This is a genomic window from Lysinibacillus sp. ACHW1.5, assembly GCF_022014815.1.
Lineage (GTDB): Bacteria > Bacillota > Bacilli > Bacillales_A > Planococcaceae > Lysinibacillus > Lysinibacillus capsici.
Genome location: NZ_CP091777.1, coordinates 3,721,927 through 3,736,517 on the forward strand (window position 1 = coordinate 3,721,927; position 14,591 = coordinate 3,736,517).

Annotated in this window: 16 protein-coding genes and 1 tRNA gene; 1 reads left to right on the forward strand and 16 read right to left on the reverse strand. The window is 38.1% G+C overall.

The window, feature by feature from the left end; genetic code table 11:
• Positions 1–11: 11 nt before the first annotated feature.
• The 4 genes from L6W14_RS18685 to L6W14_RS18700 form a co-directional block, all read right to left on the reverse strand.
• Entirely contained in the window at positions 12–734 is a 723-nt protein-coding gene (locus tag L6W14_RS18685) for an amino acid ABC transporter ATP-binding protein (RefSeq protein ID WP_131521137.1), read from the reverse strand.
• Positions 731–1,441 carry an amino acid ABC transporter permease gene (locus L6W14_RS18690; protein ID WP_004228035.1) on the reverse strand — a complete coding sequence of 237 codons (711 nt, stop codon included), beginning with the start codon at positions 1,439–1,441 and terminating at the stop codon, positions 731–733. Before L6W14_RS18690 ends, L6W14_RS18685 begins: the two co-directional genes overlap by 4 nt.
• An 86-nt stretch (positions 1,442–1,527) precedes the next feature.
• On the reverse strand, positions 1,528–2,325 hold the full coding sequence (locus L6W14_RS18695; protein ID WP_131521136.1) for a basic amino acid ABC transporter substrate-binding protein: 798 nt from the start codon (positions 2,323–2,325) through the stop codon (positions 1,528–1,530).
• 498 nt (positions 2,326–2,823) lie between these two features.
• Positions 2,824–2,898 (reverse strand) — tRNA-Arg (locus L6W14_RS18700).
• Positions 2,899–3,207: 309 nt separating this feature from the next.
• On the opposite strand from L6W14_RS18700, the gene clpP reads away from it, so the two are divergent.
• Positions 3,208–3,798 carry an ATP-dependent Clp endopeptidase proteolytic subunit ClpP gene (gene clpP / locus L6W14_RS18705; protein ID WP_004228025.1) on the forward strand — a complete coding sequence of 197 codons (591 nt, stop codon included), beginning with the start codon at positions 3,208–3,210 and terminating at the stop codon, positions 3,796–3,798.
• A gap of 54 nt (positions 3,799–3,852) precedes the next feature.
• On the opposite strand, the gene L6W14_RS18710 is transcribed toward clpP, so the two are convergent.
• The 12 genes from L6W14_RS18710 to hisD all read right to left on the reverse strand — a co-directional run bounded on the left by L6W14_RS18710 (position 3,853) and on the right by hisD (position 14,553).
• Positions 3,853–4,110, reverse strand: a complete 258-nt coding sequence (locus L6W14_RS18710; RefSeq protein ID WP_004228023.1) for an HPr family phosphocarrier protein — start codon at positions 4,108–4,110, stop codon at positions 3,853–3,855.
• A 112-nt stretch (positions 4,111–4,222) separates the two neighbouring features.
• Positions 4,223–5,170, reverse strand: coding sequence for a DNA-binding protein WhiA (gene whiA, locus L6W14_RS18715; RefSeq protein WP_004228019.1), 948 nt, complete (start codon positions 5,168–5,170; stop codon positions 4,223–4,225).
• Between the two features lie 65 nt (positions 5,171–5,235).
• Positions 5,236–6,231 carry a gluconeogenesis factor YvcK family protein gene (yvcK, locus tag L6W14_RS18720; protein WP_054549565.1) on the reverse strand — a complete coding sequence of 332 codons (996 nt, stop codon included), beginning with the start codon at positions 6,229–6,231 and terminating at the stop codon, positions 5,236–5,238.
• 4 nt (positions 6,232–6,235) lie between these two features.
• A complete protein-coding gene (rapZ, locus tag L6W14_RS18725; protein WP_054549566.1) occupies positions 6,236–7,129 on the reverse strand; it encodes an RNase adapter RapZ in 894 nt (297 codons plus the stop codon).
• Between the two features lie 9 nt (positions 7,130–7,138).
• Positions 7,139–7,606 (reverse strand): NUDIX hydrolase, encoded by a 468-nt coding sequence (locus L6W14_RS18730; RefSeq protein ID WP_131521135.1) that lies wholly within the window; start codon positions 7,604–7,606, stop codon positions 7,139–7,141.
• A 349-nt stretch (positions 7,607–7,955) separates the two neighbouring features.
• Complete coding sequence (gene trxB / locus L6W14_RS18735) at positions 7,956–8,900, reverse strand: thioredoxin-disulfide reductase (protein ID WP_237898662.1); 945 nt, start codon at positions 8,898–8,900, stop codon at positions 7,956–7,958.
• Between the two features lie 162 nt (positions 8,901–9,062).
• On the reverse strand, positions 9,063–10,586 hold the full coding sequence (locus L6W14_RS18740; RefSeq protein ID WP_237898663.1) for a tetratricopeptide repeat protein: 1,524 nt from the start codon (positions 10,584–10,586) through the stop codon (positions 9,063–9,065).
• Positions 10,587–10,676: 90 nt separating this feature from the next.
• Positions 10,677–11,294: a bifunctional phosphoribosyl-AMP cyclohydrolase/phosphoribosyl-ATP diphosphatase HisIE gene (gene hisIE, locus L6W14_RS18745; protein WP_131521133.1), complete on the reverse strand. Its 618-nt coding sequence runs from the start codon at positions 11,292–11,294 to the stop codon at positions 10,677–10,679.
• Positions 11,291–12,052, reverse strand: coding sequence for an imidazole glycerol phosphate synthase subunit HisF (gene hisF / locus L6W14_RS18750; RefSeq protein WP_237898668.1), 762 nt, complete (start codon positions 12,050–12,052; stop codon positions 11,291–11,293). The genes hisIE and hisF overlap by 4 nt, the downstream gene beginning before the upstream one ends.
• Positions 12,046–12,678 (reverse strand): imidazole glycerol phosphate synthase subunit HisH, encoded by a 633-nt coding sequence (hisH, locus tag L6W14_RS18755; protein ID WP_131521131.1) that lies wholly within the window; start codon positions 12,676–12,678, stop codon positions 12,046–12,048. The genes hisF and hisH overlap by 7 nt, the downstream gene beginning before the upstream one ends.
• Positions 12,675–13,274, reverse strand: a complete 600-nt coding sequence (hisB, locus tag L6W14_RS18760; RefSeq protein WP_004227994.1) for an imidazoleglycerol-phosphate dehydratase HisB — start codon at positions 13,272–13,274, stop codon at positions 12,675–12,677. The genes hisH and hisB overlap by 4 nt, the downstream gene beginning before the upstream one ends.
• 4 nt (positions 13,275–13,278) lie before the next feature.
• Positions 13,279–14,553 carry a histidinol dehydrogenase gene (gene hisD, locus L6W14_RS18765; protein ID WP_237898670.1) on the reverse strand — a complete coding sequence of 425 codons (1,275 nt, stop codon included), beginning with the start codon at positions 14,551–14,553 and terminating at the stop codon, positions 13,279–13,281.
• Between the last annotated feature and the right edge of the window lie 38 nt (positions 14,554–14,591).

The following is a 14,591-nucleotide window of genomic DNA, read 5'->3' on the forward strand; positions in this document are numbered from 1 at the left end:
CTTTTTCAGCTTTATAATACTTTTCCTAAAAACGCTTTCGTACGGTCACTTTGTGGATTGCCGAATAGTTCCTCTGGAGACCCTTCTTCTACAATATAGCCCCCATCCATGAAGACTACTCGATCGCCTACTTCACGAGCAAAGCCCATTTCATGTGTCACAACAACCATTGTCATCCCTTCAGCTGCTAGATTTTTCATAACATCTAGTACCTCTTTTACCATTTCAGGGTCAAGTGCTGAAGTTGGCTCGTCAAATAAAATAGCTTTTGGCTTCATTGCTAAGGCACGAGCAATCGCCACACGCTGTTGCTGACCACCTGATAGCTGCTCAGGATAATTATAGGCCTTGCTGTCGAGTCCAACCTTGTTTAATAGCTCATGTCCTAGAGCTTCTGCGTCTGTACGATTCATTTTACGAATTTGCATAGGTGCCATCGTGACATTATCGATAACAGTCATATGCGGGAATAAGTTAAATTGTTGGAACACCATACCCACTTCAGCGCGAATTTCATTGATATTCGTTTTAGGATCATTAATTTTTACATTTTCAATATAAATAGCACCATCCGTTACTTCTTCTAACATATTGATACAACGGAGAAATGTACTTTTTCCTGAACCAGACGGCCCAATAACACAGACAACTTGTTTTTCTTGAATTTCATAATCGATTCCTTTTAATACTTCAAGCTTGCCAAAGTATTTGTGTAGGTTTTCAATTTTTATCATCTTGCTTCCCGCCCTTCTACCTTAGCTTTACGAGGGACATAACTATTGCTAAATCGTTTCTCGATAAATGCTACAATCTTCGTTACACCATATGTCAAAACTAAATATAATAATGCTGCAACGATATACGGTTCCCAGAAGCGGAAGCTCGCACCAGCTACGACCTTACTAGCGTATAAAATATCTGGTGCTGCAATTACAGTTACAAGTGAAGAATCTTTTAATAATGCAATAAATTCATTCCCCAATGGTGGAATCATACGTCTAAATGCTTGCGGCAAAATGACCTTACGCATCGCTTGGTTATGCGTTAATCCAAGAGAGCGAGCAGCCTCCATTTGCCCTTTTGCAATACTTTGAATCCCTGCACGGAAAATTTCAGCATTATAAGCAGCACAGTTTAAAATAAGTGCTGTAATCCCCGATACCATATAACCTAAAGAATGACCAAAAATTGTCGGAATAACTGCTAAGTGAATTAACAAGATTTGTACAAGCATTGGTGTTCCACGGAATAAATCGATATATAGTTTAGATGGCCAATAAATCCATTTTTTACTCGATAATTTTCCAAGGCCTAAAAATAGCCCTAATAGAATACCGCCAAAATAACCACTAAGTGTCAAAATAAGTGTTACGCCAATACCTCGTATAAACATATCTCGGTAGTTCCAGACAATGTCCCAGCGTAAGTCAAAGATGTCCATCCGAAAACCCCATTCCCCTTTAAATTACGATTAATAAATGAGCCGTTAGCACAATCACTATGTTAATAGCATCATTTCATTCATTTTTATTCAAAATCAATGCCTGTAATTTCTTTTAATTTACCGTTTTCTTTAATCTTTTTAAGACCTTCGTTTAATTTATCTAGCAATTCTTTATTCCCTTTTTGAACCATGAAGCCATAGTATTCTTTTTCGAATGCATCATCTTCAATTACTTTTAGTTTTTGATCTGGGTGAGCTTTGATATATTCATAAACTACTGCGTTATCTCCGATAGCTGCATCAACATTCCCATTTAACATTTCTTGAATAGCGATTGGCTGACTTTCAAAAGCCATAATATTTGTACTTGCTTCCCCTTGTAGCTTTTTCGCCGCCATATGACCAGTAGCATTGATTTGTACAGATACTTTTTTATCTTTTAATTCATCAAGAGATTTAATCTTTGAATCTTCTTTCACAACAATTAATAACTGAGACTCATAATACGGTTCTGTAAAATCAAATGATTCTTTACGCTCTTCCGTAATTGTGATTCCAGAAGCACCGATATCTGTTTCACCGTTTTTAATTGTTTGGAACACTGGCTCCCATCCAATATTATTCCACTCAACCTCAAAGTCCATCTCATCTGCAATAGCTTGTAGAATATCGACATCAATCCCCACAATTTTCCCTGAATCGTCAACAGATTCAAATGGTGCAAAAGTGGCCTCAGTACCTACTTTATAAACTTTTTTGCCATCTCCACCATCTTCTGAAGAAGAGCTACCTGAAGATGCATTATCTTTTGTACCACATCCTGCAAGTGCTAATGTTAATGCTGCAATTATCATCAATAACATCCAACCTGTTTTTTTCATTGTATTTCCCCCTAGTTCGATAATTTTCCGAATTACGTATTATTTTTCGCAATTCGGAAATGTTAGACTATTAGGTCAATTATATTAACATTATAGTATTTAGACAACAACTTTTCGCATAAAATAAAATATTTTTTCATATAAATTTATAAGAAATTCATATAATTTGAGAAAACATGTATAAATAACAAGAAAATTAACCTAAAACTAATATATATACAATATGAACCATGCCAAATTTCGATAAATTTAGGCAAAAAAAAGAATCCCCTCAGATAGGATTCTTTTTTTTCGACTATTACTAGTCTCACGTACAGTATGTTCACTAAAAAATAATTTGGAGTTGTTGCTTTTTTGAAGGTTTGAAAGGAATAAATAGGGGAATAATGCCAACTAGGACAGTATTCCCTTTATTCTTCCTCTCGATCTCCAGTAAGCAGGCTGCTAAACTACTTATTAGGAGATGAGCTATAACAGTATATCAATTAATCAGTAAAATGGCGCCCTCGGAGGGAATCGAACCCCCAGTGCAAGAACCGGAATCTTACGTGTTATCCATTACACCACGAGGGCAAAAGACACAAAAAAAAAGTACTCACTCTAGGCTTACGAAAAGCATGATGTAGATAACCCTCATTTTTGAAGCATACCTGCAAAATAGTGTCCTGTACTTTAAACCTTATAACCTTAATCATTATACAAGCCTATCCTATATAATTCAACCATAGAATGCAAAAACAATTTATTTTTTTTAATTTCACTTTAGCAGGGTTAATATTTGACCTTCCCTGACTATAATGTGTATGATAAGGATACAGCTGAAATACAAAGGAAATTTTTCAGCAAAGGTATTCGAATTTAGCTTTTTAAGGAGGATTTAACATGAATTTAATTCCTACAGTTATTGAACAAACTAGTCGTGGTGAGCGTGCATATGACATTTATTCACGTCTACTTAAAGACCGTATTATCCTTTTAGGAAGTGCTATTGATGACAATGTTGCTAACTCCATTGTCGCACAGCTTCTTTTCCTACAAGCAGAAGATCCAGATAAAGATATCTCTCTTTATATTAACTCACCTGGCGGATCCATTACGGCTGGTATGGCTATCTATGACACAATGCAAATCATTAAACCACAGGTACAAACAATTTGTATTGGTATGGCTGCATCAATGGGAGCTTTCCTACTTGCAGCTGGAGAACCTGGTAAACGTTTTGCCTTACCAAATGCTGAAGTCATGATTCACCAACCACTAGGTGGTGCACAAGGTCAAGCGACAGAAATTGAAATTGCTGCTAAACGTATTCTATTCTTACGTGAAAAATTAAATGGCATTTTATCTGAACGCACTGGTCAACCACTTGAAGTCATTGCAAGAGACACAGATCGTGATAACTTCATGACTGCTGAACGTGCAAAAGAATACGGTTTAATCGATCATATTATGCACCGTAGCGATAATAAATAAAAAATAGAAGGCATCACAGAATTACTCTGTGATGCCTTTTATATTTAATGAATGTTAATCTTCATTTTCAATAATTGTTGCCAATGCTGTAACCGCTTGCTCAGCATCGTTACCTTCACTGCTTAAAGTCACTTCGGTACCTTTAGCAACTGCTAAGCTCATAACACCCATAATGGATTTGGCATTTACTTTTTTCTCATCTTTTTCTAGAAAGATATCAGCACTAAAACGATTTGCTTCTTGCACAAATAGTGCTGCTTGTCTAGCTTGTAGTCCTAATTTTAATTTAACCTGGACTCTTCTCTCAATCATTCTCAAAACTCCCCTTCACTACCGTTCGTCTATTAGTTTTATCTTACCTTACTTACTGGCAAAAGAACAATAAGCGATTAGCATGACATTCATACCTGAAAAGTATGATAACTTAACCACCTATTTTTTCACCACGCCTTAATGCATCCGCAATCTCATCAATTTTTCTCAATCGATGGTTAACACCAGATTTACTAACCGTTCCACTAGATACCATTTCACCAAGCTCTTTTAATGTCACATCTTGGTATTCAACACGGAGACGTGCTATTTCACGAAGCTTCTCTGGTAGTTGATCAAGACCAATTGAATTTTCAATAAATCGAATATTCTCAACCTGCCGTAATGCTGCTCCAATGGTTTTATTTAAATTGGCAGTTTCACAGTTCACAATACGGTTGACACTATTACGCATATCTCGCAAAATCCGAACATCTTCAAATTTCATCATAGCCTGATGCGCTCCAACAATATTAAGGAAATCTGAAATTTTTTCCGCTTCCTTTAAGTAAGTTACAAAGCCTTTTTTACGTTCAATTGTTTTGGCATTGAGTTCAAATTCATTCATCAAATCCATTAATGCCTCACCATGTTCTTTATATAAAGAATAAACCTCTAAATGATAAGCCGATGTTTCTGGATTATTGACGGAACCTCCTGCTAAAAAGGCTCCTCTTAAATAAGCTCTTTTTTGGCCACTCTTTTGAATGAGCTTTCTTGAGATAGTATGGTTAAATTGAAAGTCGTCTGAGATGATTTCTAAATCAATTAATAGCTCACGCGCTCCTTCTCTAACACGGCATATATACACATTATTTTTTTTCAATCGCATTTTCTTACGAACAAGTAATTCAACATTGTACGGATACAATTTTTTCATAATCGTATATAGTCTTCTAGCAATTGCAGCGTTTTCGGTTTGCACGTCTAAGCTTAGTTGTTTATTTGCAAAGGATAATGAACCATTCATACGAATTAGGGCAGAAACTTCTGCTTTCATACAATGATTGTCCGCTTCTATTTGTGTCAATTCTTTTTTTGTTTCAGAAGCAAAAGACATATCACGCCCCCCTTTCATTCATGATTTCTATGTATATGTTCATCTTACCATATACAATAAAGCCATTATGTTTCTATTATTGGTCCTCTTACTTTTTGATGGTAAATATCAGCATAATCTACCAGCCATTCTGCAACATTTGTAGCATTATGTCGAACCGTTCCATCTGGACGAATTGTAGCAATGTCTCGTTTGATAACTTCTAATCCCATACTTTCAAGCTTTGCTACGTCAAATGTTACTGGTTCCGCTCTTTCTTCTTTATACAGTTCTTTTACAGGGTTAGGGAGTTCTTCATCATTTACTAAAATGGAATCGATAAAATCATGGCCAACATGCTTATGTATAGCTGTTACATGATCGCCTGCTGTATAAGAAATGGTTTCACCCTTTTGTGTCATTAAATTACAAACATATATTTTTCTTCCCTTAGCCTTAACAACTGCTTCACCGATTTCCTTAACAAGCAAATTCGGAATAATACTTGTATATAAGCTTCCTGGTCCTATTAAAATATAGTCTGCACGAAGTATTGCACGAATAGCTTCTGGCAACGGTTGCACATTTTCAGGTACTAAAAAAACGCGATTAATGCGTTTTGTCGCTGTCGGAATTTTTGATTCTCCCTCGATAATTGAACCGTCCTCAAGCACAGCATGTAAGGTGATTTTTTTATTAGCAGCTGGAATAACTCGACCATGAACTTTTAAAACCTTTCCCATCTCACTGATAGCATGATTGAAATCACCGGTAATATCAGTAAGAGCTGTAAGCATTAAATTCCCTAAGGAGTGACCTCGTAAGTCTTCAGATGCCGAAAAACGGTATTGAAACATTTGCTCTACAAGGGGCTCAATATCTGATAATGCTGCAATCACATTGCGTACATCACCAGGCGGTGGGATATCGTAATCATCACGTAAACGACCTGAAGATCCACCATCATCTGCTACCGTTACAATAGCAGTAATATCAAATGGGTGATGCTTCAGCCCGCGAAGTAACGTGGAGAGCCCTGTGCCACCACCAATTACCACAAGCTTTGTTTGCTTTTTCCCCATTCACTCATTCCTTTCTACGATTAATATCACGATGCGTAATAACCGTATTTTCCTTGCCCGCAAAGTATGCACCAAAAAATTCTGCTAATGTCACGGAGCGATGCTGGCCCCCAGTACAACCAAAAGCAATAACAAGCTGTGATTTACCTTCTTGTCGATAGAGAGGAATCATAAAGTCTAATAAATCCGTCAGTTTTTGTATAAGGATCTGCGTATCTTCCAACGCTAACACATAAGAAGATACCTCTGTTTGTAGACCCGTTTTTGGACGTAGCTCCTCCACATAATACGGGTTTTTAAGAAAACGAACATCAAACACTAAGTCCGCATCAATCGGCATACCATGTTTAAAGCCAAAGGACATAATGTTAACGGTAAAAATAGTGTCTGCCTCACTTGCAAATTCTTTGACGATTTTTTCACGTAATTGCTTTGGTTTCATGTTAGATGTGTTATAAACAAAATTGGCACGACCCTTTACTTCAGATAAAAGTACTCGTTCCTGTTTAATTCCATCTAGAGGTAAACCATTCACTGCTAATGGATGTGCACGTCTTGTTTCTTTATAACGTCTGACTAATGTGGCATCATCTGCATCTAAAAATAAAATACGAGCAACAATATCGCCTTCTTTTAGTATATGGTCTAATGCGCCAATTAGAGCATCAAAAAAGTCACCTCCGCGCATATCCATTACTGCTGCAATTCGGGTACTGTTTTTACCAGAATCTCTTAATAAGGTTAAAAAAGTTGTAAGTAACGCAGGTGGTAAATTATCAATACAGTAATACCCTAAATCCTCAAAGCTTTGAATAGCTACTGTTTTCCCAGCCCCAGACATTCCTGTAATAATAACCAATTCATGTGTACTTTGTTGGCCTTCAACCACCACTGTCATGCAACTCCTTTATTGTTCTTTTGAAATTTGTATTTTCTGATGAAGTAATTCAAAATCTGTTGTATAGTCAAACGTGCCATACTGAATGCCTGATTGCGAAACAGCAAATTGTAAATTAGTTCGATCTCCTTCAGCCATTGGCAAATGTGCTAAATCCTCTACTGGGTGCCATGCAAGTTTGCCTTCTCTTGTTTCTTCGAACGGTACTCCATCTACATCCTTTGCAACAAATGTATAGAGCATCCATTCATCCACTACGTCATTGTTTTCTTTAATGATCATCGTATAAACACCCTTTAAATGAACATGTAAAGGTATGACGTTTGTCTCTTCTTGAAACTCTCGAATAGCAGCCTCAAAGATTGACTCGCCACTCTCCATTTTCCCTCCAGGAGCTACATACCAGCCTCGTCTTGGTTTCTGAAGTAATAATACTTTACCGTCTTTTACGGCTATTAAATTTGCAATTCTTTGCATTAGGCACACCTCTAATCACTTTTGCATTCTACTCTTCATTATAACAAGACCTTGTAAGTTTTGTCCTCATTTACAACTCTTGTACGTAGACAATTAACAATTTAGTTCTATTCAAAGATAACCATTTCATCTTGGGCGAAATTTACATTTTCGTGATATTATTATTTGATTTTTTACGCATAAAAAAAGTAGGTTGCTCCCACCTAATGGAGGCGGCAACAACCTACTAAACAAAATAAAAGGGGGATTGCTAATTACATTTTTAATCATACACCTTTTATATGTCATTCAAGTTACAGCAATATTAAAACCACATTAAAATTGTATTTTTTTCCTTAAAATAGCCATATTAGGCATTAATTTTCTCAAATAGCTCTTCTACATAATGTTGAACAGCTTGCGCGGCAATACTACCGTCACCAGTTGCTGTTACAATTTGACGAAGTGATTTTTCACGAACATCTCCAGCTGCAAAGATACCTGGAATTTTTGTTTCCATTGTTTCATTTGTCAAAATATAGCCAGCCTCATTTAAAATACCTAATGACTCAAATGGTTTAGTTAAAGGTAGCATACCTATATAGACGAATACACCATCTGTAGCAAATTCAGATTCTGTACCATCAACAGTTGATTGTAGTGTTACACTGCCAACTTTACCATTCGCTTCATTGATTTCTTTTACAGTTGCATTCCAAATGAAATCAATTTTTTCGTTGGCAAAGGCACGATCTTGTAGAATTTTTTGTGCACGTAATTTATCGCGACGGTGGACAATTGTCACTTTGTCAGCAAAGCGAGTTAAATAAACACCCTCTTCAACAGCTGAATCTCCGCCACCTACGACAACTAGATTTTTTTGTTTAAAGAATGCACCATCACATACTGCACAGTAGCTGACACCACGGCCACCAAGTTCTTTTTCACCAGGCACACCCATTTTTTTATACTCAGCACCAGTGGTAATAATAATGGCACGTGTTTTATATTCTTTTGCACCTGATTTAATTGTTTTATATTCTTCTCCATCGATGATTTCTGTGACATCACCATAGGCATATTCAGCACCAAATTTTTTAGCGTGCTCAAACATTTTTGTAGAAAGCTCTGGTCCTAAAATTGTCTCAAAACCTGGGTAGTTTTCTACTTCTTCTGTGTTTGCCATTTGTCCACCAGGAATGCCACGTTCAATCATTAGAGTTGACAAATTTGCACGAGATGTATAAACAGCGGCAGTCATCCCAGCAGGACCTGCACCAATAATTACTACATCATAAATTTTTTCTTCCGACATAAATACTTCCCCCTAAACAGAATACTTTTTATCTTCATTCAACCAATACATGTAACGCCATCTATAGAAGAAGATCAATGACGCTAAGGAAAAATTGGTGATAGCGTTAGTATGTTCATCGTATGTGAAAGTATAAAGTTATTCAACTATGTTGCTCACACATTAATTATGACTGTTTGGCAAAAACGTTAAGATTTCGTCAATATACTTCGATAAAGTAGATACAGATACTCCATATTGCTGCGCAATTTCCTTTTTTGTCACTTTAAGCATTTGTGAAGATCTGAATAAATAATCGTTTGCTCCTGCAATTGCTGTTGGATTTGTAAAACGATAATTTTCTATTAAAGCTTGTTCACATAGCACAAACCACATTTGAAACATCGGTACAATTAATGATGATAGCTTTCCATACTGTTCTAATAAAATTTCTGAGACCTGTACTGATCGTAAAAAGCTTGCTTCTACTTTATTTTTCTTATCAAATTCATGTCCAAGTGCATAAGCCAAAAACAATTTTTCAAAAGAGCCGAATTGTTCAATATTTATCCATTTTGGATGGGCGATAATTTCTTGCTTATGCGCTGTACCTTTCAGTAAAAATAAACCAAAAATGCGCTCACTTGTATAAGTACTCTCTAATTTTTCAACAATAAAATCACGATCATGCTCCAATGCATCGAGTCCAAATTCATTTTCTTGTTGGCGCCAAGGTTCGAAGCCTTCTTTGTCTGGGTCTAGCTCTAGTAGCTGATCCCACGCACTTTTCGAAATCTCCTCATGTCCGGAGAAATAGGCAGCATGTGACAGCCAAAAGTAAAATCCTGCATCTCCTACATAGCCTCTCTTTTGCATACTGCGCAACCATTTATAGGCTAATTCATATTGGCCGATTAAGGCTAAGGTAGCACCAAGTTTATAACGATGCTCCCAAGTATAGGGTTGAATTTTAACAAGAATATTTAACAGTTCTTGTAAATCATCTTCATTTTTTTCATAATACGCAATCACCGTTAAATTGCATAATGCGTGTAGATTGCCCTTATTTTCACGTAGCACTGTATGCAAGAGAGCCTTTGCTTGCTCTTCTTCTCCAACATAAAAATAAGCGAGTGCTAGATTATTATAAGCTGACCAAAATGCTGGTCGATCTTCAATTAAATCTTCTAAAATAGTAATAGCTTCAGGAAAATCTCCCTTTTCCATACAACGACGGGCTTGCTCCTGACGATATAAATCCTCACCAGAGCCTTCAAGTTCTTCAAAATCATCTTGCTCAAAAGCAACAAACTCTAATATTTCTGCTGCTTCATCCGCATAAGCACCCTCAGGTTCTAGCTTTAAATATTCTTCTGCAAAGCGTTTTGCATCATGCATGATGCCCACACACCCTGATACTTCTGCCATGTAAAATATGATTTCTGGATTATCTGGATCAATTTGATAGGCGCGACGAAGTAGGTCATACGCTTCCTCAAAACGTTGACCTTCTAACTCTACTATGGCTAACTGCAAGATAATCATTGGATCGTCGGGACTTAAATCTACCGCACGCTGTAAATATTTATAGGCTTTATTCATTTGTCCACTGTTCATTGCTTGAATTGATTTCTTATAATAATAGTCGCCTGTTGGAATGAACGACACTATATTCGATTGAGTCTCATTTTGACGTTTCTTTTCCAATATATTTCCTCCGAAACAAGAAATAAGGAACGTATTCTACGTTCCTTTACACAGTAACTCCTATTATACCACACAATCAATAATATGCTGTTATTTCTCCTCGTGACGTTTTTCCAACACATGTAGAACATCATAAATGCTTACTTTTTGTTCTTGCAATAATACGAGTAGGTGATAAATTAAATCAGCTGCCTCCCATTTTACTTCCTCAGCATCTCGGTTTTTGGCACCAATGACCACCTCTGTTGCTTCTTCTCCAACCTTTTTACAGATTTTATCAATACCCTTATCAAATAAATATGTAGTGTATGCTCCTTCTGGCATTTCCTGCTCTCGCTTTTCGATGACACGGGCAAGTTTAGAAACGATGTCCACAGAGCCTACCTTCTCTTTTTGCTGAATAACCTCAGTGAAGCAAGAAATTGTACCATTATGACATGCTGGTCCTGTCGGAAGAACCTCCACTATTAACGCATCTTGATCACAATCAGCTTTGATTGAAATCACTTGTTGTGTATGGCCACTTGTTGCTCCCTTATGCCAAAGCTCTTGACGGGAACGAGAATAAAACCAAGTTTCCCCTGATTCAATTGTTTTAGCTAACGACTCCTTATTCATATAAGCTACCGTTAATACCTCTTTTGTATTGGCATCTTGTACCACAGCTGTAACAAGACCTCTCTCATCAAATTGAATGTTCTCTATCATCTTACTGCCACTCCTTTTTCACGTAAGTATTCCTTTACTTGGGCTACACTTGTTTCTTTATAATGGAAGATGGAGGCTGCTAGTGCAGCATCTGCATCAACCTCTTTTGCTAATACTTCGTAAAAATGTTCGGCATTTCCCGCTCCACCACTAGCAATCACAGGGACTGTCACAGCTTCACGCACAGCTTTGGTTAAGGATAAATCAAAGCCTGATTTTTCTCCATCTTGATTCATACTTGTTAATAAAATCTCACCAGCTCCTAAGCGTACAGCCTCTTTGGCCCACTCAATGGCTGACCAAGATGTTTTGTTGCGTCCACCATGTGTATAAACCATCCATGTGCTATCTTCCTCACTATAGCGAGCATCGATTGCTACAACAATGCATTGTGCGCCAAAGTAATCAGAGCCTTCCTGAATAAGGGCAGGTCTTTCCAACGCGGATGTATTCACTGAAACTTTATCAGCACCTGCTCGTAAAATACGCTTCATATCATCCAACGTACGAATGCCTCCGCCAACAGTAAAGGGTATGGCAAGCGTAGCCGCTGTTTGACGAACGACATCTACCATCGTTTCTCGACCTTCATGCGAAGCAGAGATATCTAAAAATACAAGCTCATCTGCTCCTTGTTCATCATAAAACTTCGCAAGCTCCACGGGATCCCCTGCATCTCGGATAGAGACAAATTGTATACCTTTTACAACACGACCTTCCTTCACATCAAGACATGGGATAATACGTTTTGTTAGCATGCCTTCACACCTTTCAACCATTGCTCTAATAAATAAACACCTAATTCCCCTGATTTTTCAGGGTGAAATTGCATGCCAGTCACAGAACCATTCGTCATAATACCAGGTACTTGAATGCCAAAGTAATCAGCATAGGCAACAAGCTCTGATTCTACGATATCTGTTGCATAAAAGGAGTGAACAAAATAGACATGCTTCGCTGATACTTCATTGTGTAACCATGCAGGACGATTTGTCACAATCAGTTCATTCCACCCCATATGTGGTACTCTGTATGCTTGGCCTTCTTGGCTACCACTAAAGCGTTTAATACACCCCTTGAAAAAACCTAGCCCTTTTGTGGGGGTTACTTCATCACTTTGCTCGAATAATAATTGCATACCTAGACAAATTCCTAAAAGAGGACGGTTTTCTCTTTGTGCCTTCTGTAAATATTGGTCTAAGCTTGTTTCAGCTAAACGTTTTCTGGCATCAGGGAATGCACCCACCCCAGGTAATAAAAGTGCGTCAGCTGCATCTAACGCCTTCTCATCAGCAGTTATAATAACTTCACAGCCTAGCCTTTTTAATGCCTGCTCCACACTAAATAAATTACCCATTCCATAATCAATGACACCTATTTTCACGTCAACAGCCCCTTAGTCGATGGTACGCCTTTAACACGCGGGTCAATTTCCACTGCGGCATCAATCGCACGTGCTAATGCTTTGAAAATTGCCTCAATAATGTGATGTGTATTCTGTCCATAAGGTACTATTACATGAACATTCATCCTTGCCTCAAGGGCAAATTTCCATAAAAATTCATGCACTAATTCTGTATCAAACGTTCCTACTTTTTCTTTTAATGCTGGCACACGGTACTCTAGATGAGGTCGATTCGAGCAATCGACCACTACCTGAGCTAGTGCGTCATCCATCGGTACAAAGGCGTTACCATAGCGTTTTATGCCTTTCTTATCACCAAGTGCTTCTCGAACAGCCTGTCCTAATACAATACCAAGGTCCTCTGTTGTATGGTGATCATCAATATAAGTATCGCCATTTGCATGTATTGTGCCGTTAAATAGTCCATGCTTAATAAATAAGTCAAGCATATGGTCCATAAACCCCACGCCTGTTTGGATATCTGCCTTGCCTTCACCATCTAAATCAATTGCTACAGAAATTTGCGTTTCATTCGTTGTACGCTCTATCTTTGCATATCGTTTCTTTTCTGTCATCGTCCTATTCCTTCTCCCATCCACGTGATTCCACTGCACGAGCATGGCCCTCTAAGCCTTCCATACGCGCTAAACGTGCAATTTTTGGTGCATTGTCTCTCCAGGTTTTTTCACTATAGTAAACAATACTTGATTTTTTCACAAAATCATCAACATTTAAGCCACTTGCAAAACGAGCCGTACTATTGGTTGGTAGTACATGATTGGTCCCTGCAAAATAATCACCAACTGGCTCAGAACTATACCGACCTATAAAAATACCACCAGCATGTCTTATTTGCTCAGCTAACGCCTCCGCATTTTCCATCACAATTTCTAAATGCTCCGGTGCTAATGAATTAATGGCTTCCACTGCATCTGCCAATGTTTCAGCTACATAAATTACCCCAAATTTCTCTATGGAAGCACGAGCTACTTCTTGACGCGGTAAGTTCAGCAGCTGCTTCTCTACTTCCTCACCTACTTTTTTGGCTAATTGCTCTGAGGTTGTGACAAGAATTGCACAAGCTAGTGGATCATGCTCTGCTTGTGATAAAAGGTCTGCAGCAATTTCATCAGGATAGGCTGTGTCATCAGCCAGCACAGCAATTTCACTCGGTCCCGCAATCATATCAATGGCCACTTCTCCAAATACCTCACGTTTGGCAAGTGCCACATAAATATTTCCTGGACCTGTTATTTTATCGACTGAGGAAATTGTTTCCGTGCCATAGGCAAGTGCAGCTATTGCTTGTGCCCCACCAACTTTATAAATCTCATCAATACCTAAAAGGTGAGCCGCCACAAGTACACCTGCTGGTAGTTTCCCATTCGGCCCTGCAGGTGAGGTAATAACAATACGTTTCACCCCTGCAACCTGCGCTGGTATCACATTCATCAATACCGATGAAGGGTAGGCCGCTGTACCACCTGGAACATATAGTCCTACTGCATCTAAAGCCGTTACCCGTTGGCCTAACCAAGAACCATCTCCCAGTTCTAGGCGATACCCTGAACGTATCTGTTGTTCATGATAAAAACGAATATTTTCTGCTGCTTCCGCTAAGTCCTTATATAGTTGAGGGTCGAGTTCACTTACAGCTTCTTGTATCTCTTCTTCAGAGACACGTAAACTGTTAGGGACATAGCCATCCCATCGCTCAGTATAGGTGCGTAACGCCACATCTCCCTGTGTCTTAACATCCGAAAGCACTTGTCGTACAACTTTTATTTGTTCCTCATTTCCTCCTTCAAGTGGTCTCTTTAAGGAAATGCCTTTTTCAAGCTTTGTTATTTTCATAGGATTAATCCCCTTTAGTCCTTCATATGTAGCTACAA